General features: G+C 39.2%; 15 protein-coding genes, 2 tRNA genes and 3 rRNA genes. 17 read left to right on the plus strand and 3 right to left on the minus strand.

The window, feature by feature from the left end:
* Positions 1-420 precede the first annotated feature (420 nt).
* The 6 genes from ODE14_RS00005 (at position 421) to ODE14_RS00030 (ending at position 7,339) form a co-directional block, all read left to right on the plus strand.
* A 16S ribosomal RNA gene (locus ODE14_RS00005) occupies positions 421-1,938 on the plus strand.
* Between the two features lie 301 nt (positions 1,939-2,239).
* Positions 2,240-2,313: transfer RNA gene (locus ODE14_RS00010), tRNA-Ile, on the plus strand.
* 81 nt (positions 2,314-2,394) lie between these two features.
* Positions 2,395-2,468: transfer RNA gene (locus ODE14_RS00015), tRNA-Ala, on the plus strand.
* 158 nt (positions 2,469-2,626) lie between these two features.
* Positions 2,627-5,388, plus strand: a 23S ribosomal RNA gene (locus ODE14_RS00020).
* A 198-nt stretch (positions 5,389-5,586) separates the two neighbouring features.
* Positions 5,587-5,694: ribosomal RNA gene (rrf, locus tag ODE14_RS00025) — 5S ribosomal RNA — on the plus strand.
* Together the 16S, 23S and 5S rRNA genes with 2 tRNA genes alongside form the textbook arrangement of a ribosomal RNA operon.
* A 559-nt stretch (positions 5,695-6,253) precedes the next feature.
* A complete protein-coding gene (locus ODE14_RS00030) occupies positions 6,254-7,339 on the plus strand; it encodes an IS481 family transposase (protein WP_263602484.1) in 1,086 nt (361 codons plus the stop codon).
* Positions 7,340-7,493: 154 nt separating this feature from the next.
* On the opposite strand, the gene ODE14_RS00035 is transcribed toward ODE14_RS00030, so the two are convergent.
* From ODE14_RS00035 to ODE14_RS00045, 3 genes are all read right to left on the minus strand, one after another.
* Entirely contained in the window at positions 7,494-9,053 is a 1,560-nt protein-coding gene (locus ODE14_RS00035) for a ribonuclease E/G (protein ID WP_248394503.1), read from the minus strand.
* Positions 9,054-9,418: 365 nt separating this feature from the next.
* Positions 9,419-9,709, minus strand: coding sequence for an HU family DNA-binding protein (locus tag ODE14_RS00040; protein WP_027388329.1), 291 nt, complete (start codon positions 9,707-9,709; stop codon positions 9,419-9,421).
* A gap of 140 nt (positions 9,710-9,849) precedes the next feature.
* Positions 9,850-10,521: a response regulator transcription factor gene (locus ODE14_RS00045; RefSeq protein WP_248394502.1), complete on the minus strand. Its 672-nt coding sequence runs from the start codon at positions 10,519-10,521 to the stop codon at positions 9,850-9,852.
* 177 nt (positions 10,522-10,698) lie between these two features.
* On the opposite strand from ODE14_RS00045, the gene tssO reads away from it, so the two are divergent.
* From tssO to ODE14_RS00100, 11 genes are all read left to right on the plus strand, one after another.
* Complete coding sequence (gene tssO, locus ODE14_RS00050) at positions 10,699-11,235, plus strand: type VI secretion system TssO (protein ID WP_248394501.1); 537 nt, start codon at positions 10,699-10,701, stop codon at positions 11,233-11,235.
* A gap of 11 nt (positions 11,236-11,246) precedes the next feature.
* Positions 11,247-11,774 carry a type VI secretion system transmembrane protein TssO gene (locus ODE14_RS00055; protein WP_248394500.1) on the plus strand — a complete coding sequence of 176 codons (528 nt, stop codon included), beginning with the start codon at positions 11,247-11,249 and terminating at the stop codon, positions 11,772-11,774.
* 53 nt (positions 11,775-11,827) lie between these two features.
* A complete protein-coding gene (locus ODE14_RS00060; protein WP_248394498.1) occupies positions 11,828-12,733 on the plus strand; it encodes a PKD domain-containing protein in 906 nt (301 codons plus the stop codon).
* A 46-nt stretch (positions 12,734-12,779) separates the two neighbouring features.
* Positions 12,780-15,179, plus strand: coding sequence for a type VI secretion system protein TssR domain-containing protein (gene tssR, locus ODE14_RS00065; protein WP_263602485.1), 2,400 nt, complete (start codon positions 12,780-12,782; stop codon positions 15,177-15,179).
* Positions 15,180-15,274: 95 nt separating this feature from the next.
* Complete coding sequence (locus tag ODE14_RS00070) at positions 15,275-15,778, plus strand: DUF4280 domain-containing protein (protein ID WP_248394494.1); 504 nt, start codon at positions 15,275-15,277, stop codon at positions 15,776-15,778.
* A 24-nt stretch (positions 15,779-15,802) separates the two neighbouring features.
* The gene (locus ODE14_RS00075) at positions 15,803-18,946 is read left to right on the plus strand and encodes a peptidoglycan DD-metalloendopeptidase family protein (RefSeq protein WP_263602486.1); all 3,144 of its coding nucleotides are present in this window, start codon (positions 15,803-15,805) and stop codon (positions 18,944-18,946) included.
* Between the two features lie 16 nt (positions 18,947-18,962).
* On the plus strand, positions 18,963-19,625 hold the full coding sequence (locus ODE14_RS00080; protein ID WP_263602487.1) for a hypothetical protein: 663 nt from the start codon (positions 18,963-18,965) through the stop codon (positions 19,623-19,625).
* Positions 19,626-19,924: 299 nt separating this feature from the next.
* The gene (locus ODE14_RS00085) at positions 19,925-20,455 is read left to right on the plus strand and encodes a hypothetical protein (protein WP_263602488.1); all 531 of its coding nucleotides are present in this window, start codon (positions 19,925-19,927) and stop codon (positions 20,453-20,455) included.
* Between the two features lie 93 nt (positions 20,456-20,548).
* Positions 20,549-21,511 carry a hypothetical protein gene (locus ODE14_RS00090; protein ID WP_263602489.1) on the plus strand — a complete coding sequence of 321 codons (963 nt, stop codon included), beginning with the start codon at positions 20,549-20,551 and terminating at the stop codon, positions 21,509-21,511.
* Positions 21,512-21,698: 187 nt separating this feature from the next.
* A complete protein-coding gene (gene tssD / locus ODE14_RS00095; RefSeq protein ID WP_029296853.1) occupies positions 21,699-22,103 on the plus strand; it encodes a type VI secretion system tube protein TssD in 405 nt (134 codons plus the stop codon).
* Positions 22,104-22,374: 271 nt separating this feature from the next.
* Positions 22,375-24,870, plus strand: coding sequence for an ATP-dependent Clp protease ATP-binding subunit (locus ODE14_RS00100; RefSeq protein WP_263602490.1), 2,496 nt, complete (start codon positions 22,375-22,377; stop codon positions 24,868-24,870).
* Positions 24,871-24,887: the final 17 nt, after the last annotated feature.

Below are 24,887 nucleotides of genomic sequence, written 5' to 3' on the forward strand. Positions count from 1 at the left end.
TTTGCCCCACTGAAAACGGAAGGAAGTAGGTAGCGCAGGAGATGCCTTTCGGGGTTTAAAAAAATAGAAGCTCTGAAAAGGGGATACAAAAAAAACTTTTACAAAATTTAATTAAAAAAATCTTGTAGGAATAAAAAAGATTTGTATCTTTGCAATCCGGTAAAACGGGGAGCAGGAGTTGAGTTGAGGGATTGTTTAAGGAGGCTTAAGGTTACTAAAAAAACTTTAAAATTTTCTTCAAAAACATTTGGTCAATTCAGAAATATTTTTTACTTTTGCACTCGCAAATACGAAACGAAAACTGACAGAAGAAGTAGTTTGTAGGAAGCGAAAGAAATGAAGATCATTGACATACAATATAACAACCAAGTAAGGAAAAACTAAAGCGTTAAAAAACTTTGAGTGAGTCAAGACAAACATACAATGGAGAGTTTGATCCTGGCTCAGGATGAACGCTAGCGGGAGGCCTAACACATGCAAGCTGAGCGGTAGAGTTTCTTCGGAGACTTGAGAGCGGCGTACGGGTGCGGAACACGTGTGCAACCTGCCTTTATCAGGGGGATAGCCTTTCGAAAGGAAGATTAATACCCCATAATATATAGAGTGGCATCACTTTATATTGAAAACTGAGGTGGATAAAGATGGGCACGCGCAAGATTAGATAGTTGGTGAGGTAACGGCTCACCAAGTCGATGATCTTTAGGGGGCCTGAGAGGGTGATCCCCCACACTGGTACTGAGACACGGACCAGACTCCTACGGGAGGCGACAGTGAGGAATATTGGACAATGGGTTAGCGCCTGATCCAGCCATCCCGCGTGAAGGACGACGGCCCTATGGGTTGTAAACTTCTTTTGTACAGGGATAAACCTATTTACGTGTAAATAGCTGAAGGTACTGTACGAATAAGCACCGGCTAACTCCGTGCCAGCGTACCGCGGTAATACGGAGGGTGCAAGCGTTATCCGGATTTATTGGGTTTAAAGGGTCCGTAGGCGGATCTGTAAGTCAGTGGTGAAATCTCACAGCTTAACTGTGAAACTGCCATTGATACTGCAGGTCTTGAGTAAGGTAGAAGTGGCTGGAATAAGTAGTGTAGCGGTGAAATGCATAGATATTACTTAGAACACCAATTGCGAAGGCAGGTCACTATGTCTTAACTGACGCTGATGGACGAAAGCGTGGGGAGCGAACAGGATTAGATACCCTGGTAGTCCACGCTGTAAACGATGCTAACTCGTTTTTGGGTTTTCGGATTCAGAGACTAAGCGAAAGTGATAAGTTAGCCACCTGGGGAGTACGAACGCAAGTTTGAAACTCAAAGGAATTGACGGGGGCCCGCACAAGCGGTGGATTATGTGGTTTAATTCGATGATACGCGAGGAACCTTACCAAGGCTTAAATGGGAATTGATCGGTTTAGAAATAGACCTTCCTTCGGGCAATTTTCAAGGTGCTGCATGGTTGTCGTCAGCTCGTGCCGTGAGGTGTTAGGTTAAGTCCTGCAACGAGCGCAACCCCTGTTACTAGTTGCTACCATTAAGTTGAGGACTCTAGTAAGACTGCCTACGCAAGTAGAGAGGAAGGTGGGGATGACGTCAAATCATCACGGCCCTTACGCCTTGGGCCACACACGTAATACAATGGCCGGTACAGAGGGCAGCTACACAGCGATGTGATGCAAATCTCGAAAGCCGGTCTCAGTTCGGATTGGAGTCTGCAACTCGACTCTATGAAGCTGGAATCGCTAGTAATCGCGCATCAGCCATGGCGCGGTGAATACGTTCCCGGGCCTTGTACACACCGCCCGTCAAGCCATGGAAGTCTGGGGTACCTGAAGTCGGTGACCGTAAAAGGAGCTGCCTAGGGTAAAACAGGTAACTAGGGCTAAGTCGTAACAAGGTAGCCGTACCGGAAGGTGCGGCTGGAACATCTCATTTTAGAGCGTCTTAAAGACGATAAACAAAATTAGTACCGTAAGGTACATGTACTTACTTCAAAGTAAAGCTTTAGTTTTTTTATTGGTTGATTTATAAGGAAGGTAAAAAGTTAAAAGTAAAAAGATCCAAGTGTAAAATCAGGGAATATAAAAATTACTCATTACCGATTACTTATTACTTATAAATATATTAAAAATACAAACCCACTAGAAATTAGTAACGGGAAAGAGATTGAGAAATGAATGAAGGTAATGCAGTATGAAAATATTACTTATTACTGATCACTTATTACTCATAACAGAGTCTCGTAGCTCAGCTGGTTAGAGCGCTACACTGATAATGTAGAGGTCGGCAGTTCGAGCCTGCCCGAGACTACTAATTAAAGTTTAAGGTTTAGAGTTTAAAGTTCAGGGTTTAAAACCCGGAACAAAAAACATAAAACCCGGAACACCTAGAGGGGAATTAGCTCAGCTGGCTAGAGCGCCTGCCTTGCACGCAGGAGGTCAAGGGTTCGACTCCCTTATTCTCCACAGTTTTGGAAGATTGATTTAAAAGTTACGGATGGAGCCAAAAACAACATCTGTTCATCAGTCGGAAAAGAAGACATTAAGATCATTGACATTAACGGTAAAGACATCACAAAGAGAAAACCGAGCACTTATAAGTGCTTGAGTAACCTAAAAATAGGAAAGAAATCGTTAAGGGCGTATGGCGGATGCCTAGGCTTTCAGAGGCGAAGAAGGACGTGGTAAGCTGCGAAAAGCTCGGGGGATTGGCACACACGAATAGATCCCGAGATGTCCGAATGGGGCAACCCAATACATTGAAGATGTATTACTCTAAATTTATTTAGAGAGCAAACCCGGAGAACTGAAACATCTAAGTACCCGGAGGAAAAGAAATCGAAGAGATTCCGTAAGTAGTGGCGAGCGAAAGCGGATTAGCCCAAAAGTCTTTATATATTTAGAAGAACGTACTGGAAAGTGCGGCCATAGACGGTGATAGCCCGGTATTCGAAAGGTATATTAAGATGATAAATGAGTAGGGCGGGACACGTGAAATCCTGTCTGAATATGGGGGGACCATCCTCCAAGGCTAAATACTCCTGAAAGACCGATAGTGAACAAGTACTGTGAAGGAAAGGTGAAAAGCACTTCGAATAGAAGGGTGAAATAGAACCTGAAACCGTACGCCTACAAGCGGTCGGAGCAGATTAATTCTGTGACGGCGTGCCTTTTGCATAATGAGCCTACGAGTTAATTTTACTAGCGAGGTTAAGGACTTAAGGTCCGGAGCCGGAGCGAAAGCGAGTCTGAATAGGGCGCATAGTTAGTAGGATTAGACGCGAAACCTTGTGATCTACCCATGGGCAGGTTGAAGCTTTGGTAACACAAAGTGGAGGACCGAACCGGTTGACGTTGAAAAGTCTTCGGATGACCTGTGGGTAGGGGTGAAAGGCCAATCAAACTGGGAGATAGCTCGTACTCTCCGAAATGCATTTAGGTGCAGCGTCGTATATAAGTTTATTAGAGGTAGAGCTACTGATTGGATGCGGGGGTTTCATCGCCTACCAATTCCTGACAAACTCCGAATGCTAATAAATGTTCTACGGCAGTGAGGGCATGGGTGCTAAGGTCCATGTCCGAGAGGGAAAGAACCCAGACCAACAGCTAAGGTCCCCAAATATATGTTAAGTTGAAGCAACGCGGTTGGACTGCATTGACAGCTAGGATGTTGGCTTGGAAGCAGCCATTCATTTAAAGAGTGCGTAACAGCTCACTAGTCGAGCGGTCCGGCATGGATAATAATCGGGCATAAACATATTACCGAAGCTATGGATTTATAATTTATTATATCTGGTAGGAGAGCATTCTGTTTGCGCCGAAGCAGTATCGTGAGGTATTGTGGAGCGGACAGAAAAGAAAATGTAGGCATAAGTAACGATAAAGGGGGCGAGAAACCCCCTCACCGAAAGACTAAGGTTTCCTCAGCCATGCTAATCAGCTGAGGGTTAGTCGGGACCTAACGCGAACCCGAAAGGGGTAGTGGATGGACAATGGGTTAATATTCCCATACTTGCTCACACTAAAAAGGGGACGGTTCGATGTAGCTACTAAAGACGGACGGAAGTGTCAAGGCCTAGCCTTCGGGCGAAGTCGCTGTAGTGTAATCGGATCCAAGAAAAGCCGAAGTGAAGCAACCCGTACCAAAACCGACACAGGTGGTCGAGGAGAGAATCCTAAGGTGCTCGAGTGAGTCGTGGCTAAGGAACTAGGCAAAATAGTCTCGTAACTTCGGAAGAAGAGACGCCATCAGCAATGGTGGCCGCAGTGAAGAGGCCCAGGCGACTGTTTATCAAAAACACAGGACTCTGCTAAATCGAAAGATGCTGTATAGGGTCTGACACCTGCCCGGTGCTGGAAGGTTAAGGAAGGGCGTTAGCGTAAGCGAAGCGTTTGACTGAAGCCCCAGTAAACGGCGGCCGTAACTATAACGGTCCTAAGGTAGCGAAATTCCTTGTCGGGTAAGTTCCGACCTGCACGAATGGTGTAACGATCTGGGCACTGTCTCAGCCACGAGCTCGGTGAAATTGTAGTATCGGTGAAGATGCCGATTACCCGCAATGGGACGAAAAGACCCTGTGAACCTTTACTATAACTTCGTATTGACTTTGAGTAAGTAATGTGTAGGATAGGTGGGAGGCTTTGAAGCAGGCACGCTAGTGTTTGTGGAGCCAACGTTGAAATACCACCCTTTACTTACTTGGAGCCTAACTTCTTTAAAGAAGGACATTGCGTGGTGGGTAGTTTGACTGGGGTGGTCGCCTCCAAAAGAGTAACGGAGGCTTTCAAAGGTACCCTCAGCACGCTTGGTAACCGTGCGTAGAGTGTAATGGCATAAGGGTGCTTGACTGTGAGACCAACAAGTCGATCAGGTGCGAAAGCAGGACATAGTGATCCGGTGGTTCCGTATGGAAGGGCCATCGCTCATAGGATAAAAGGTACTCCGGGGATAACAGGCTAGTCTCCCCCAAGAGCTCACATCGACGGGGAGGTTCGGCACCTCGATGTCGGCTCGTCACATCCTGGGGCTGGAGAAGGTCCCAAGGGTTGGGCTGTTCGCCCATTAAAGTGGCACGCGAGCTGGGTTCAGAACGTCGTGAGACAGTTCGGTCTCTATCTATTGCGGGCGTTAGATGTTTGAGAGGGCTTGATTCTAGTACGAGAGGACCGAATTGAACAAACCTCTGGTGTATCAGTTGTACCGCCAGGTGCACCGCTGAGTAGCTATGTTTGGAAGAGATAAACACTGAAAGCATATAAGTGTGAAACTCGCCTCAAGATGAGACATCTTTTAAGGGTCGTGGGAGATGACCACGTTGATAGGCTACAGGTGTAAAGTTGGTAACAGCATAGCCGAGTAGTACTAATTACCCGTAGATTTATAGCCTATTCATAAGTAATGAGTAATAGGTAATGAGCAATCATGCTTATCATAACTTAGCTTAAGTATTTATAAGTGCAATACTGGTTTTGCCTTTGTGATGAAATTTACCGATAAAAACGGTTCAAGGTTCAATGTTTAAGATTCAAGGTTAAAAACTTTGAACATTAAGCAAAAAAAAACCTTACACCTATATACAACCTTTAGGGTGGTTTTAGCGGTGGGGCTCACCTGTTCCCATTCCGAACACAGAAGTTAAGCCCACCAGCGCCGATGGTACTGCGAAAGCGGGAGAGTAGGTCGCCGCCAGTTTTTTTACAAACCTCATACAGCAATGTGTGAGGTTTTTTTGTTTTTATATCATAAGGAATGAGTGAGAAGTGGACAGTAAGAAGTAAGATGTAAGAAGTGAGATGTAAGATGTGTTCAGGGTTTAATGTTCAGCGTTTAGAATTTAAAGTTTAAAGTTTAGGATTTGTTAAGGTTTAAGTTAAGATTCAGGTATCAAGCTTAAGCCGTACTTAAAATACCAATCATGAATTTTATCCATGCTCTTATTACTCATTACTCATTACTCATTACTCATTACTCATTACCAATTGCTCATTACTCATTACTCATATAAAGACAGGCAACTGCCCTAGCCTCGATAGCAGCGGCTACCCCACAGCGGGATGGAAAGAAGGGCCTTACGCCCGGAAAGCTCTGGAGCGAGGAGTAAGAGCGGATAGCGAGAGATAGCTCCTGAAAATATTTTGTTTTACCGTCAATGTACGCCTGATCATTAGAAAGTGTTTATTTATGTGAATTAGTCAATACTTAATCTGACAGTTACAATCAAATTGAATAACTTTAAAACAGATTAAGTATTATGACAACACAACAAAAGATCATCAAAAACAAGTTAGGTGTACTTGAATTAGCACAACATTTAGGAAACGTATCCCAAGCCTGCAAGGTGATGGGGTATTCCCGAGACAGTTTCTATCGATTCAAAGAACTCTATGAGCAAGGAGGCGAATTGGCGTTACAGGAAATCTCCAGAAGAAAGCCGGTGTTAAAGAATCGTGTAGATGAAGCCATAGAAAAGGCCGTTGTTGAAATAGCCATTGAGAATCCTGCTTTAGGACAGCTTAGAGTAAGTAATGAGCTTAAAAAGAAAGGCTTGATTGTATCTCCAGGCGGAGTTAGAAGTATCTGGTTAAGACACGATCTACATACATTTAAACTAAGATTAAAAGCTCTGGAAGCAAAATCTGCCCAAGATGGTATAGTTCTTACCGAATCTCAGCTTTCAGCATTAGAGAAAGCCAGGGAGGAGAAAAAAGCTCATGGAGAAATTGAAACTTATCATCCTGGATATTTAGGTGCTCAAGACACTTATTATGTAGGCAATATAAAAGGAGTTGGACATATTTATCAGCAAACTTTTATTGATACATATTCCAAAGTAGTATTTGCAAAGCTATATGACCGTAAAAATGGCCTTATTGCTGCTGATATGCTCAATGACCAAGTGGTTCCTTTCTTTGAGCAGCAAGAACTTCGTTTACTTAGAATTTTAACAGACCGAGGAACTGAATATTGTCGAATAAGAGAGCAGCATGAATACCAGCTCTATTTGCCCATTGAAGACATTGATCACACGAAGACCAAGGCTAAAAGCCCTCAAACCAACGGTATCTGTGAACGTTTTCACAGGACAATTCAGGAAGAATTTTATGCCATAGCTTTTAGAAAGAAAATTTACAGAAGCATTGAGGAACTGCAATTAGACCTAAACAGCTGGCTATCGTATTACAACCAAGAAAGAACGCATACAGGAAAACATTGTTACGGTAAAACACCGATGCAGACGTTTTTGGACAGTAAACCTATGGCAAAAGAGAAATTATTGGAAACTCTTGCAGAGGAACAAAAAATCCTTACTTTTGGAAGTAAGGAAAATATTGGATAACTGACAATTATTTTTAAACCCTAACTGTCAGATAAAGTCGTGGCTATTACAATTTATGTATTAGAGGCTTATATTTTGAAGTTTTTATGGACTTATAATTGATACCTTAATGCAAATAAAAAACTCCGGCATAAGGCCGGAGAATGTAGTTTTGTTAATTAGAATATCCTATCAATTCTTCTTTTTTTGAATTGTAAATCCTGTATTCTAAATATTTAAAAGAGTCTCTTGGAACGACGATTACCCACTTTTTGTACTTCATAAACCATTTCATTTGAATGCTGTTGAAGCCTTTAGTAAGATATGCTTCAACGAAAGGGTGTACATGCAAATAGAGCTTGCCTTTTTCCTTTTGCATTATGGTTCTGAGGGTTTCGCCCATTCGTTCAACAATAACGATCGGAGCAACGATTTCTCCGTCTTTATTGGGGTTTTCTTCTTTGGTCTCGATCTGTTTTTCCGGACGGTTTCTTTGTCGGGTAATCTGGATCAGTCCGAATTTGCTTGGTGGAAGTATTTTGTGTCGTGCTTTATCACGCTTCATTTCTTCCTTGAGATGTTCATAAAGATCTCTTCTGTGTTCAGGGTTTGTCATGTCGATGAAATCGATTACGATGATTCCTCCCATATCACGAAGACGGAGCTGCCGTGCAATTTCGGTGGCAGCCATTTTGTTGACTTTCAGCGCATGTTCTTTGTTGACGGCTGTTCCGGTGGTAATATTGTTTCCGGAGTTTACATCAACCACATGAAGCGCTTCTGTGTGTTCTATGACGAGATAGGCACCTTTTGAGCTTGGAATGTTAACGTGTTTTCCAAAACTTTGCTTGAGCTGTTTTTCTACGTTGTAATATTCCAGAAGAGGAATATGAGAATCATAGAAATGGACAATGTTTTTTCTTTCAGGAGCTATAACTTCGAGATAGTTTTTCATTTCACCCACCATTTGTTCGTCATCACAGGTGATGCTTACAAAATCCTGGTTAAAATTGTCTCTTAATATTGCTGAAGCTTTATCATCTTCGCTCAGGACTCTTGACGGAACTTTGTTTTTCTGGATATTTTTAAAAGCAGTTTCCCATTTCTGGATCAGCTGATTCATATCATTATGCAGATCAGCAACTTTTTTCCCTTCGGCAACGGTTCTGATGATTACCCCAAATCCTTCAGGTTTAATACTTTCGATCAGAGTTCTCAGCCTTTCTTTTTCTTCAGAGCTTTTAACTTTTTTTGAAATAGATACTTTATTATCGAAAGGAATAAGTACCAGAAAGCGGCCTGTAAGCGAAATCTGGGTGGATATTCTCGGTCCCTTTGTAGAAATGGGCTCTTTGGTAATCTGAAGCAAAACAACGTCATCTTTGGCTATGACTTTGTCTACGGTTCCGTTTTTATCTATTTCGGGTTGTATCTCGAAATTTTTTAAGCTTGATGTGCTTTGTTTTTTGGAAACGGTATCCCTTAGAAATTTTCTGTAAGTAAGATATTGCGGGCCCAAATCCTGGTAATGAAGAAAAGCATCCTTTTCATAGCCGATATTTACAAAGGCAGCGTTCAGGTTGGGAGCCAGCTTTTTTACTTTCCCGATAAACAAATCTCCAACTATAAAGTCACTTTTGTCCTCTTGCTCATGAAGTTCACATAGTCTTCCGTCTTCCAGCAGTGCAATCTTCGTTAGATCATCTTCATGCGAAACGATTAGTTCTTTCTTCATTTTATTATAAAATAAAAATTGTTAAGAAGGTAGAAAACAGGTGTATATTTCATCATATAAATTTATCCTTAAATTAAGAATTAGTATTGAATGATCGTTATTTTTTTTTAATAAAATATCTATTCCTGTTTTATCGGCATCTTAATAGTTGCAAAAACAAAATATAGTCGGTGAACCTTTAAAAATTTAAAATCACCAACTATATTATATATTTTAAATCTCAGGAAATGAGATTATTTTTTCTTATGTCTGTTTGCTCTTCTTCTCTTTTTTCTTTTGTGAGTTGCAACCTTGTGTCTTTTTCTTTTCTTTCCGCTTGGCATAATTATAATTTTTTAGTAACTAGTTAATATTCAGTTAATTCTTTATTTTACGGTAACTTTCGTTTTTACTTTCTCCACAAAAGATTTTGATGGCTTGAAAGCAGGAATGTTGTGTGCAGGGATTTCAATCGCAGTATTCTTGGAGATGTTTCTTCCCGTTTTAGCTGCTCTTGTTTTAATGATAAAAGATCCAAAACCTCTCAAATAAACATTATCTCCATTATACATAGAAGTTCTGATTTCTTGCATAAAAGCTTCTACAACTTTCTGTGTTTCATTCTTTTCGGTTCCCAACTTATTTGAGATGGTGTTTACCAATTCTGCCTTTGTCATTTCCTTATTTTAATTTTAAATTTTAGGTGTGCAAATTTAGTTAAAAAAATTGAATATTAGCAAATTAGTGGCAAAATATTTTTCGGTAAGCGATTGAAAACTGACTGTTTACTTATTATGAATACACTTATAAATCACCATTACATACTGGAATTATAGTATCCGTTCTCCACACAGAAGCGGATAAGGTGAAGTTTTGTCTTCAGTCCCAGTTTTTCTGTAAGGCGGTTGATGTAAGTATCAATTGTTCTGGTACTGAGGTTCAGCTTTTCAGCAATTTCTTTATTACTGAAGCCTTCATAGCAGAATTTCATAAGCTGGATTTCCGTTGGTGAGAGTTCTTCCTGGCTTTTTTTCTGTCGTTCCATATATTCCATTACGGCCAACGGCTGCTGTTCCCATTGTTGGCTATATATTTCGTAATCAAAGGTGTCGCCTGCTATCTTCCCCTTGATAATATCTTTAATGACATTGCTTTTTTTCTGACAGTAATATACATTGGGAATTTTAGAAAGAATCTCGGCCATATCTTCCTGGTACGTTCCGGAATAAGTGATGATAGGTGTTTCTGTATTGCTTTTGCGGATATATTTTATCGCTTCAAGACCGCTTAATACCGGCATAAAAAGCTCTACAATAAATACGTCTTCCTGCCTTCTGTAATTCCTGCTGATCAATTCATGGCCATTGTTGCAGTCATTAAGAAGTATATAGAACGGATTTTCGGCAAGCATTTTAATCAGGATCTTTTTAAAATAAAAATCACTGTCTGCTATGGAAAACCGCACAGTTTTGGTCAATAATTTGCTCACGTTAATATCGATTTGGTGAATGATGATATAATCAGATCACTAAATTATGAAAATTAGCTGAAAGTTAAAATTAAACTTAATTTAATTGAAATTAAATTATTATTTCATTAAAATTAGTAAATTTTGTGAATAAATTATTTTTTTATAATTTCACGAAACCAAACAAATCACAAACATATGTCTTCGAACCGGGAGCAAAAATTAAACAAAGCAGACGTCAGGATAGGCATTTGGAAATTTATTCTATCGTTTATCGTTCTATCAGGTGTATCCTTCACCTGCATATTTTTCTTTTTTAAAAGTTATGACATCCAAAGGCAGGGTGTCAAAAAAGAAGCGGACGACTACCGCTATCTTCTTACCAGAAGCAATCTTCTGAAAGATCATGTAGACAGTATATTTTACCGGATGGATCAACTGGATATTAACCGGGTACAAAATGATATTTTCCTCAGAAACGCAATCATGGAAGATGTGAGAAATGCAAGAAATGCAATGGATAAGGACAGTGCTGATAATTTTAAGCATTATTCCATTCTTATGAAGCAGATCGAACCTATGCTGGCCTTAAAAAAACAGATCATTGATGTTTCCTACAAAGAACAGGTGGCTTTAAGGAATCTCAACGAATGTAAAGGAAAGATCGGAATAATCAACAGTGAACTGAAAGTAGACCCTACCAGAAAATTTTCAGGAATGAGAAGAAGAAGATAAAAACGAAAACTATGCAAGGACAAATCACATTATCAAAAAAAGAAAGGCATTATCAGTTTTTATATTTAATCTTAATGCTTTTTGCAGCGCTTATTTTTATGGGAATCATTTTCTTACGGGCTTTTCAGTCTCCGTTTTCGGATAACGATATAGTTTCCATACAGATGCTTGAAGAAAAGGCCAAATTCGATCAGAAGCAGAAGTCATCTTTCAAAGTGATGGACAGTACCTTTTCTATGATCAATAAACTTACGGACGAAGCTCCACAGCCTTTTGTGGAAAATAATATCATGTACGGAATCAACGATGTGGCCGGATATTATCAGAACGGAGACAATATCAACGATATCAGAAAAGAAGCATATCCGCAGATCGCAAAATTTTACAAAATGTATTTCAACGATAAAAAAATAATTTCCAGTAAAACGGAAAATATCAAAAACTTTGAAAAGCAGTTTGATGAATGCTCTATCGGGTTTAAAGAAAAGAAAAGCCAGCTCTTCCAACGTGAGACCGCTTTACAGTCGAGATCCCAGTAAACCCACACATCCAAAATTACACTAAAGCACAATACACATCACAATCATTAACTATGAATTACTTTCAGAAAAACAAGAAAAACATTATTATCGGTGTTATAGCAACATTGTTAATAGCTGCGCTGGTTGCATTATGGCTGCAGAAGAAAGTGATACACTCCTCAGACGATATTGTCGGGGTTGTATATCCGTCTACCTTAAAAGTAGGAGATACACTTTCATTCGAAGACAAAACGCAGTTTGCCAAAAACAAAATATGGAATTTCGGAGATGGAACTACCAGCGATAAAAATAAAGGGATCCACTTTTACAACAAACCGGGGTATTATCAGGTGACCTTGATTGTCGATAATAAATATTCCAAATCTTTTCCCATCATCGTCTCTGCAAGGACAGTACCTAAAAAAGACAGTGTAAAAACGGTAACGCTCATTGATGCACCGTCGCAGGCCATGCAGTTTGAAAATGTGCAGTTTCGTGCTATTTCAGACGGAAAACAATTTACCTGGAAATTCGGAGAAACCGGAAGAATTGATTCTAAAGATAAATTGGCGATCTATTCTTATCAAAAACCGGGCAATTATGTGGTAAGCCTGATCACAGATGAAACAGTAGAGCCCGTGCTTCACCAGATTAAAATTTTACCTGCTTACGATGCCTTAGAAGAAGAAGTAAGCGTGGAAGACAGCTATGCTAAAATTGATAACGATTTTAAATACCATCTTCAGCAGATAGCGTACGGAAACAGTTTCAACATGCATTATAATTATCTGTTGAGAACCTACCTGTGTAACAATGAAAATACAGTAGTAAAGGTAAATGACAGCAAAGTCAATAATTTCTATATGTATTGTGCAGGGCTTCAGTTTGATAAAAATAATATCATACAGACCGTTAAAGTAAATTTTGACGATGCACAGAACTGCGTTACGAAAGTAGATATTAACCAAAGCAAATAACCACGTCCTTCCGGGACATCACACCAATCGTAAAATATATAAAAGGATGAAAAATAAACTTCCTCTAGCAGCATATTATATCGGATTATCGGTATTGCTGACAGCCTGTCAGGTAAAACTACCGTCAAAAAGAACACCTGAACCTTCACAATACGGGCAGATAGATAACGCTACGGTAATTAACGGTTTTTCTAAAAAGGCCGTTCCGTGGATTGCTATTTCAGACCGCTCCAGAAACACGGCATATCTGGACAAAAATGATGAAAAATCATATAAAGAAGTTAAGTTCCTGGAACCTCTAATGGTGCTTAAACATAGGGATGGTATGGTAAAAGTAGCAGAATATATTCCTGATGCTTTAATGAAAAAAGTATCATCCAAACAAGTAAAAACCTATGGCTGGATTCCGGAATCTGATCTTCTTTTATGGAACAGTTCGCTGAAAAGCGAAAAAACAGGTTTTCCGGTAAAGGTTGCAGTGGTACCCAATAACACTGAAGTTATCAAAAACTCTGAAAGATATTATAAAAATGACTCCATCATGGTGTTCAGTTCGCCAAGCCTTATTGAGCAGGCAAATGTGAAAATTCCAAATGGACAGATGGTATATGTCTACAAACAGGCAGAAAATAATAAGCGATTTCTGGTTGGAAAAAAGCCGAGTATTGATATCGACAGTATTGGGAAAAGTCTCTACGGATGGGTAAGTTCAAACGTTATTTCCAGCTGGGGTGAGCGCTCTGCCGTTAAAATGAAAAATACAACCGGAATTACAGAGACTACCTTAGGGATTCATGAAGGATCTCCTGGAGGAAATGATTCGGAAAACAGAGTGGCTGTTCTGCTGACCGATGTTAATAAAAGAACGCCTCTTGAGAATATTTTTCCGGTAACTTTACCGCTTAATGAACCGCCGGCTCCGGATTCCAAAACTAAATATTTTACGAATATTCTGGATTACAGCAAAAATTATGTATTCAATGTATTAGGAGAACCCATTTATTTCGACCGATATAGAGAAATCACCGAGAAAAATAAAAAAATAAATATTGTATTTACCCTTGATATCAGTGCTCCGAACGCGCCATATGCTCCGATTGTAAAATCTCTTTTACAGGATTTACAGTTGAGATTTGAAAAACCTTCTTATTTTAATCAGGTGCGTTATGGTGTGGTTTTGTATAAAAATAATTCTTGCGGAGATAATGTAGCAGTGTCTCCATTAAACACGAATTACAGTAAGATTACAACATTCATTGATCAGAAAAGCAATGAAATGAACTGTATCAGCAACAGCGGATACCAGCCGGTAAATGAAGGATTAATGGCAGCGGGAGATCTTCTTTCAAATTTCCCGGACGAAACCAATATTGTTGTTACCGTAGGAACCTCAGCCGCGCAAAGCGGAAACATGTACGGAGTGATTAATTCTCTTACGCAGGCCCAGGCAAGACTGATCATGTTCCAGACAAGCGCACGATCATCAGATACGTACAATGATTTTGTTTTAATGTCAGAGAATGTAGTCACGAATACAGCCAAAAATATTGCGGAACTGAAGAAGCAGAAAATTATTAATCAGAATGATGTTTTAACAAAAAATAATTTTAATCTGGTAGAAGGAGATGAGGGTTTCTTTTCTTTAGATTATCCTAAACAAAGTATGGCTCAGGGATTTGTGATCTTTCCTAAAAAAGGAGACATCGCAACGCCGGGATATCTGAAAAAATCCGTAGACAGCCTTATTGCTCAGGTTACTTTGGATAATACAACGTTGGATAAATCTTTAAATGATTATTTTCATTCATCAGTTGGCGCAGGAAGAACAGATGTAGATCTGAAATATAAATATCTCTATCCGGGACTTACAAATCCGGTTCCTGCAGGTATTGCAGCACAGCTTATCAATTACGGAAACCCGTTCCTGGTAAAAGGATATATTCCGAAAGAACTTAAAGATTTTAAGCCCGGCCTTGAAAAGGGAATTCTTATTTCTGAAGCCGAATATGATAATTTAAAATCATTTTATACCGAAGTATATCAGAAAACAGGAGCAGAGAGAGCGGATTTCAGTCAGGCAAGAGCCGTAAGGGAATATATAAAACTGTTAAAAAAGTATAATCCTACATCAAAATTCCTTGATAAAGGCGATCTTTACAAGCAGCCTATGTCATATTCTGTAGGGGTAAATACAGGTTTTGATAATTCCGAGGAAGAGTTAATGACAAAATACATGCTGAAAGGCTGGAAAAAATCTAAAATTGTCACCAACGAAACGGCCCGAAACTATTTCCGCCACTATAAAGATCTGGCAGAAAGAATGCTTTCGCACAGAAACGACCCGGCTGTGAAGATCCAGCAAAACGGACAGACTTTTTATTGGCTTAATGAATATTTTATGCCGACCATGCAGCCCACCGAACAGCCTGAATATACTAAACATTAATAACTTATAATATTAAAAAGCGGAATTTAATTCTGCTTTTTTATTTTTTTAATGTAAATTTTTTTATCTTTGATGCTACCCAAATCATAAATATTATGTCACAGCAATCATCTCCTCATGACGGAAAGCATTTCGTCATTCAGAAAGGTAAAGCCCAGTGCAATCAGGGTGATCAGTTTCCACAGCATAAAGTAACTTCTCATCAGAAACATTTCTGGAATGACTCTGATGGTAATAATGATTTTCTGGCCGTTACAGAAGATGATCTCCAGTTTAATCCTTCCGGTCCAAGTTTTGGAAAATGCAAGCTGAAGCCCAGCTCCGGTGGAAATCTGCCTTGTTCTTATGCTCCGGCCGGAAAATGGCAGAAAACCTATGGCAAAGTAAAGATTATGGATAAAAAAATCGTTACGGAAGTATCGGAACTGCAATGTGTAGTGGGAGGAAAAATCACCATTAAAGATCATGGCCAGAGAGGGCAGATGAGCAAAAAGAATGTAAAGAATGCCGATAATAAAACGGTACAGCATATTAATCCGCTTGTAAATATGCAGGACTATAAAGAAACGGTCCTGGAAAGTGAAATTGACGCTTATTAATTCATCCTTACAAAAACATTTTCTATGTCTAAAAAAGGAGTTTCAAAAATTTCAGGAAATCCAACGCCGACCATTGGGGAAAAAACCACCTATATCGTTACAGACTGGTATCCTTCAACACCCGCCGGGGAAAGAAATCCTGCCGCAATAACCTGGGAGCTTTTTAAAAAAAGAGCTAACGGAAGTTTTACTTCAACCAATATCAAGAAAAAGGGAGACGGAAGCTTTACGTTTGGCGAAGTTGCGGCAAAAAATACCTATCGTCTGGAAGCTTATCTCCATGAACCGGAAGGCAGCGGCCCAACAACCATCGATATTACTCCACAGCCTGCAGGAACGCCGGAAATTACCAAAGTAGAGCTCCGGTACGCCGATGATACGCCGGGAACTGTTTTCAGCTATACCGACAAACTTATTGCTAAAGCGCTTTGCGTAAATCTTACGGGGAAAAAACTGGTATTTACGCTTTGGGAAGATGATGCAGCAGGAAACGGCCATAATTCCGCAAATCTCTTTGTAGACAGCCGCGAAGCCATTGTAGACAGAACCGGAACTGCCGCTGCTGAATTTGTTTTAACAAAAGCTTTAATGCAGAAAGCAGCTCAGGGTGAAACAGATCCACAGAAACTTGAATTTTATGTTACCGTAGAATATTACAGCAACAGAAAACATGCTACCAATAATGTTGCGGTTCAGAATCCGGAATATAAAGAACCTGCACAGCAGACGCAGCAATCGGGTTCGCCGCAGCAAAATTCCGGAAATCCGCAGCCTTCTCAGCAACAGCCGGTTTCAAAAACACAACAAAGTGAAGAAGCAGATCAGCCAACCCAACCTGACGCCTCCAATCAAACCAATGGAACCATAGAGCCGGAACAGCAGCCAACTCCTCAACAACCGGAAGGAAAAACGACAAGTGTTGTACAGGAACCCAAAGCTGAAAGTCTGCTCGATGCCTATTTTGCAAAGGAAGAATTTACAAAGGAAACCGATGAAACAGATGGCAATTACACTTACACATTTGCATCAAACAACAATAATATCAATAAAGATACTGTTGCGCAGATTATTAAAGGCAAAGTAGACCCTGCCATAAAAAAGGATAAAAAATACGCGAAATTTGAGACTATAAAGAACTCCCTCACAAAAACTTCTTATGCGAAAGGGGAAACTATTTCTTTTGCTTTACATAAACTGGGTCCTGTATTTGTAAAAATAAATAATGCACCGCTGGAAGAAGAAGTATATGTAGTGGCAACTACCATGCTTCTTGACGGTAAGGAAGTAAGCATAAATATTAAAGAAAAAGAACCTGTATTAATCGAAAAGGACGCCAGTCTTCCCGTATTGGAAGCCAAAGAGAACGGTGCCGAAATAACAACTCTTAAAGCGGTTGCACAAAACGGAATTGCTAAAGTTAAAATAAAACTCCGCCCAAAATCCGATGATACGCTGAAAGAATGGAAGGAAAAATTAACGGGAATAAAAGACGGAACCCACAGCTATACATTCGGGGGGAACGGCAATGCTACAGCAACGGCACAGCAAAAGAAAAAAATTGCAGGAATTATTATTAACAAAATAAAAGCCGAACTGGCAGAACAGAAAAAATTTGCTAAGAGTGAGGCTATTGAACAGGCACTTACCAAAGAAGTTTACAATAAAGACGAGCAAATTACTTTTGATGTTTATAAAAACGTGACCGAATATTTGTGGCTAAAAGCCGAATGCACAGGAAATTTACAGAAACATGAAGGTGAATTTCTGAAAAAAGACGGAGCCTATTTCGAGATCGGCAAAAAATGCCCGAGATGTACGGAGAAAATTACCATTGAGCAAATTGAAGAGCTGTATGGCGCTTTACCGGCGCATAAAGCTTTCAGACAGGAAGTGGTAGATAATCTGAACAAATATATTTTTGATTCAGGCAAAGAAATTCATATCAATACCTGTCTCAGAAAAGCTCATTTCTTTGCGCAGGTAGGTGCTGAAACATTAGGAATTAACCCGGACTGGATGGTAGAAACAGATAAATTCCGTTATTCTAAATCAAGAAGTTTAAGTATTTTCGGGCAAAGAGCAGCCAACCTCAACGCCGCAGGCCTTCTGGAAACCTATTGCAGCGAAAATCCGCAGAAAAGACTGATGAATTATATGTATGCTGCAGAAAACGGCTTTGGAAACGGAAACGGAAACGAAGCCAGTGGCGACGGTTACCTGTTCAGAGGTAGAGGACTAAAACAGCTTACAGGCCGTGGAAATTACAGAAGTGCAGCCAACTATATCAAGGAAATTTTTCCTGATGAATACACAGACCTTGAAGCAGATCCTGATAAGGTAAAAGAAGCCAAGTATGCAGTTTTAACGGCAATTGCTTTCTGGGAAAAACACGAAATTTGGAAAACGGCAGACACCGTAAAAGTTTCTACGCTGGATAATGTGAAGAAGGTGAGAAAACTTGTTAATCCGGGATTGGCAGGATTAGGAGATGCCAAATCATATTTCGACAAAGGAATCAATGTATTTAAAGTAAATTCATGTTCTCCTGTTGAAGGAGGTGATTCTGCATGGCATGACCCGATAGACAATCCGCAGAGGACGTATTATAATTCCAGCGGTGCCCATAAAGAGCAAAACGGAGCTTTCGGACCGGTGAGAACAAAAATAGTGAACGGACAGGCTGTTCCGAAAAATCATCAGGGGCTTGACATCTTTGCAGATATAGATACGCCGTGCAAAGCCTGTCTGGACGGAACCATTGTGAGCTACATGAATGAAGGAAGTGCAGGCTATGGAAATGTGCTCGTTCTGGAAGTCAGCGGGGAAGATTTAAGAAAAGCCAAAAGAAATTATACGCACGAATTTACTGCAGAGGTAGAAAGTGGATCAGGTTTTGATATTAATGCTGATAAATTTTATCTTCGTTATGCCCATTTAAAATCGGCAGTTAAAACAAGCGGAGAAGTAACGGCTGGTGAAACTATCTGTTATTCAGGTGATTCCGGGAATGCAAGCGGGGTTCCGAATCCGCATCTGCACTTTGAAGTTGCCATGAATGCTACCGGGAACGGAACAGGCCTTCAGAACCGGTACAACCCTGCTTATTTTGTAAGGCTTACAGCAATCGATCAGCCGGCGCAACAGACTGTAAAGGAAGCAAGATCTTAATGTAAAGAAAAAATGTATGTACAAATCGCTTTTTAAAATATCACTTTTACTGTTCGGGTTTACCCTGTTCAGCTGTAAAGAAAACAGACAAACCACAGCAGAGCAGAAACAGGTAGCAGCAACATCTGTTGTTCAGGCTGCTAATCTCAATGTTGCGGAAAGCAGCAAAAAAGTACAGGAAAATGCAGATCGCGAAATTTCTTTCGATATTGTAGATCCCTTCAGGAAAGATGATTATGAAAACTGTTACGTTCATGGAGCTACAAGGCTTATCCATAAAACTGACAACAGCTTTATGCTTACAAAAAAAGATTTTGCGATTACGGATGTAGACTTTTCAGATATTAATTACGAAGGACCGGGTTACACCATCTATTCTTACGAGTCTTCAGCCAATAAAAATATGGAGGTTATTATCATTGAAGGGCAGGCAGATATCGGTACAGCATGGTATTATGTAGTAGTTCTGGATGGTGAAGATCTCGTAGACAAATTTTATGTAAAAGAGCCGAGGGCCAATTCAGAAAATACGGATATGAAAGATTTTATCAACGTTGCACTGAAAGATAAAGATCTTGTGCTGAAATTTAAAAAAGATAAAATTGCAGGATATTCCAAGGCATTGCCGAATTTAAGAACAGAAGGAAGTTATTTATGTTTAGACAAAAAAATTAAATAATTTTTATATTAAAGAAAGTAAAAGAGGTCTGCATTATGTAAGGCCTTTTTTTGTTTTGGAAAGCTTTGAAGAATAAATTAAGTGTTACCTATTACAAAATATCCTGATATTTTACTTAATGATTTTAAATCTTATATAATCTAATGTTCGAATAATTGTAATTAAAAAGCTTTATTCAGATTGTTATAATGATGCTGATCAGGATTAATTAAAGAAATTTGCGTTCAAATTCAAATAAAATATTTTCATACAGAAAAATATGTATTTTTGATTTATCAATCACATAAAATAAAACTTTTATGATCAGTAAAAACTTTTCCGTTATATGTCTTGTTGCTGGGTTTTCTTTGGTTTCATGTAATAAAAATGAGAACCGGCACACAAAGAACACTAAAGATTCTTCAGTTGTTTCCGAGGTGATGAAAGAAGATCAAAAGCCGGTTCAGGATCAGAAAACGGAAAAGACAGATTCTTCTGCAGGAGAAGATGAGCATAAGGACGATGCAACAATAGCGGTGTCTAAAAAAACTGTAGATGGAACTTTCGTAGCCAGTAACTGTGACGGCGGAAGATTTTCAATAGAATTTAAAAATACAGGCGGACAATCCACCTTCAAAATATTTGATAAAAAGAAAATCATTGCAGCAGGAAATGTATCGGCGGAAACCGATGAAAAAACGGGAGAAATAACCAATCTTGAAATGGGCGAAATAGGTGGTCTTTATCAGGGCGATAAGATTATTATCCAGAACTATGGCAACTCTATGAATGAATTTGATCATTTTACGCAGTGTGGCGACAAATATCTTGAATTCAACAGGATGAAATAACTTCCATTATTCTTATTACAGCAATCACCTCAAAAAAAATATTTGTAAAATAAAAATTTTACACTAAATTGTGGTAAGCCAAAAACAGAATATATGATCGTTCATTTTATACTTTCCGGGGAAACGCTGGAAAGCATATCTGAAGAAATTCATCTTGAAAATCCGAAATACCTGAAAGAATTTCACAATACCCATTGTGCAAGGGAAGATTTTATACAGAATACACTCATTCCCGGAAAAAAGCTGATTATTCCCGGCATAAATAAAGTACGAGAATACAACAGCCTTAATGATGCCCCCTTTAAAAATCCCAAACTCAACCCTGAAATTCCCTTCAGTCCGGAAAATTTCAGCAGAATATATGCTGTGGTTAATAAAGAACTATATGAAAATGAGCTTGAAAAACGACATGCTGTTCTTACCTATACGGTTTCTTTAAAATGGATGCGAAACGAAAACGGCTTTCATATTTTTCATCTTTTTAAAAATAATTTTTCAGACGGACAGGGAAATATAATGACAGATCTGGCTTCAGAATCCATCCGCTCGCTTAATCCACTGGAAATTAAAACAGATCTCAAAGGAAATCTGGTGAGCATACAGCTTACCCAGCAGACGATGGATCATTTTGAAAAAATTATGAAACGTTTGTCAGATCTTTTCCCGGATAAATACGCGGAAATTTATCTCTATGAATTTGAAAGAGCTGTTCGGAACAGGAGTATTTTTAATTCAAGAATGAAAAATGATGTCTTCATTAAAAACTATTTTGCATCATTAAGAAATCCGTTTGCAAATGGAAAATCTTTTTTTCAGCAGTCTGTGGGGGAAGAGAATACGGACATTACGCTTCAGCAGAAAATTGAAAATCCGGAATACGATAATGAAATTGTAATACTTCAGAATCCTCAATACTCCGAAAGTGACATAGAATTTTCCGGAAAATATACATTGTATACAAAAACAGGATTGATTAAAAATATAGACCTCCATTATACTGTCTTTCAATTTGGGTTTAAAAACTCGAGTTTCTTTACTGTGTCAGAATTGTCTTAAGCCTCATAAACAGGGATATGTTAAATGTATGTTAAATCATTTGTCGTAGAATTACGACATCAAATCGTAGTATTACTACAAAATATCAGATAGTTGTGAAAAAACTTTTCTAAGAAATTTTGCCCTCCTATCTTTGTTACACAATCACCGAATCACAAAATATTATTAACGATTAAAATTTACCATCATGGCAGCAAATTCAAGAGGAATTCTTAAATTCAATGGAGGAGAAGGTCAAAAACTGTTAAAGCTGAACTACAGTGTGTCAAGATCAACAGATGTATCGGGCAGAGTAGCTTCAGATCCTTCCAACGCAATCATCAAAGTAACTGTAGAAGCAACTGAAAAATCAGATATTCTGGAAAGTTTACTCAACGGAAAATACAAGCCTACAACAGGTGAAATTACATTTAATAAATCCCACGAAGAAGGCACATTGATCACATTAAACTGGGAAAACGGATATGTAATCCAGCACGAAGTAGATTTTGATGCCGTAGACGAAAACAGCATGCTGATCAGCTTTATCATCAGTGCAGAAACAATTGATTACGGAAATTCTAAGTATGAAGGACTTTGGCCTTCAAGCTAAAACCAGACGTAATTTAATATTCATAAGGGAAAGACTGTCATCACGAGGCGGTCTTTTTTTACCATTATCAGCAGCTGTTTATTATATTTAAATTATTACTGCTGCTGTTTCAAAAAAAACATATGTTTTCTACTCTCAAAAAAAACTGATATATTAGTAGAAAGGTAAAATTTTCAGGAGGTTATGGATTAATTTTTGCTGCTGTTTAGCGAAATATGACCGGTGAAAATTACCACACCACAAAAAATATTAATCTGAGAAAAAAATCGCAATGGGAGTACTAGTAACCAATGATACAGTAAAACAGCTATTTCATATCGCACAGTCTATCGCGAAAGAGAATTATAACGGAACGTTCGGCGGACCGCATATTCTTCAGGCATTAATGCATAAAGACATCGGCATTTCGGATTTTTTGAAAAGCATCGATAAAGATCCCGGATATTTCTATGAATGGGCAGATGTACGAATCGAAGATTATCCCAAGACAACTCATCTTCCGGATGAGGTAAAAGAAGATGAATCAGTAGATACAATCGTAGAAGAAGCTGATGATATCCGTTTAAAGCTTGGTTTGGATGAGATCACTCCGATTTGCATTCTGACAGCAATTGTAAAACCGCAGGTGGCTTTTTCACTGCAGCAACTGAAATCACTGCCGCTCCGGGAGCACGAAATTTTCAGCCTGTACAGGAAAGATACGCCATATGAAAATTCAGGAAATCAGGAATTCTCTTCTTTGTTTTCAAACGGATCAGATTATTCCGATAATTCATTTCCTTCTATTAAAAATTATTGTGTCGACCGCACAGCGCAGGCCAGAAAAGGAGAAATTGAAAATATCATCGGAAGAGATAAGGAACTTAGAATGCTGGTGGAAATTCTCTGCAGGAGAAGCAAGCCGAATGTTATCATCATTGGTGAACCCGGAGTAGGAAAAACCGCACTGGTAGAAGGATTTGCCATCGAAATTACAAAAGGAAATGTTCCGGAAATGCTTAAAAATGGAACTTTGCTTGAACTGGATACCGGGGCTTTATTAGCAGGGACTTCATACAAAGGCGAAATTGAAGACCGCCTTAAAAAAGTAATCAATGAATGCAAAAAGATAGAGAAAGCCATTCTTTTCATCGATGAAATTCATACACTTCTTGATCCTAAAGGCAGTATCGGAAATGTAGCCAATTTACTGAAACCGGAACTCGCAATAGGTGAAATCACCGTAATCGGAGCGACGACACAGGAAGAATACAGGAAAATTATAGAACCTGAACAGGCTTTTAACAGAAGGTTCGAAGTACTTACTGTACATGAACCGGACGAGAAAACCTGTGTTAAAATGATCGACGTTCTTCTCGAAGGTTATAAAAAACATCATGGTATAGAGGTGGAAAAAACGGCTCTGCCCGAATGTGTGCGCCTTGCTAAACGTTATGCTAAAGGTAAAAAATTACCGGATGCTGCTATTGATTTGTTAGACAGGACAATGGCCGCGATCAAAATGCTGGACGAACTTTCTGAAAAAGAACTGGAAAGCTGGAAAAACAGCTATGATGAAATTCTAAAAGAAGAATATTTCGATGAAAAAGATAAAGCTGATGAGCTGATCTGGACCTATAATTTGCTGAGGGATAAAATCAGCCCGATTTTATGGGGATCGCTCAGCGAACAGCCGCAGATAGACAACTCAATGCCGGTAGAGCAGATCCGGAAAACCATTGAAGATACCTATGCGGAACTCTTGCAGCACGCCGCCAGGAAACGAGAAAAAGTAGATCGTCTTGAGCTTGCAGCAGTAATGGCAGCGAAAACCAATATTCCGATCGGAAAAATTCAGGCACAGGAAAAAGAAAAGCTTCTGAATATGGAATCGTTGCTGATGAACAGGGTTGTGGGACAGGATCATGCACTGAAAATCCTTTCTGATGCTATTGTGGAAAACCGAAGCGGATTGAATAAACCGGGACAACCGATTGGATCTTTCTTCCTTCTCGGACCTACCGGAACCGGAAAGACAGAGCTGGCAAAATCCATGGCCGAATTGCTTTTCAATGATGAAAAAGCGATGGTTCGCTTCGATATGTCAGAATTTAAAGAAGAACATTCTGCAGCGCTTCTTTACGGTGCGCCTCCGGGATATGTGGGCTACGAAGAAGGCGGTATGTTGGTTAATAAAATCAGACAACAGCCTTACACCGTGGTTTTGTTTGATGAAATTGAAAAAGCGCATCATTCGGTATTTGATGTGTTTTTACAAATTATGGATGAAGGAAAAGTGCATGATAAGCTTGGAAAAGAGGGGGATTTTAGCAATGCTTTGATATTATTTACATCAAATATCGGAAGTGAAGAAATTGTAAAGCAGTTTGAAGAAGGCAAAGTTCCGGAATCATCTTCTCTAATGCAGATTATGTCTAATTCGGGACGTTTCAGACCGGAGTTTCTGGCAAGAATTACAGAAATTATTCCTTTTGCACCAATTACCGAATCGATTGCTGAACGAATTTTTAATATTCAATTAAAATCACTTCATGCATCATTAACAAGATTGGGAATGACCTTGAAAATTTCAGATGAAGCCGTGAAAAATCTTGCATTAGGCGGATTCAGCAGCAAATATGGAGCAAGGCAAATCTCGGGAGTTATAAGATCTCAGCTTGCAAGGCCTATTTCTAAAATGATCGTTCGGGAAGAAGTAAAAGCGGGGCAGACAATTCACGTAGACTGGAATACAGAAGAGGAAAAATTAACCTGGAAAGTAGATTAAACAAAAAAATATACGTT

It is taken from the genome of Chryseobacterium sp. PET-29 (genome assembly GCF_025736815.1).
Lineage (GTDB): Bacteria > Bacteroidota > Bacteroidia > Flavobacteriales > Weeksellaceae > Chryseobacterium > Chryseobacterium nepalense.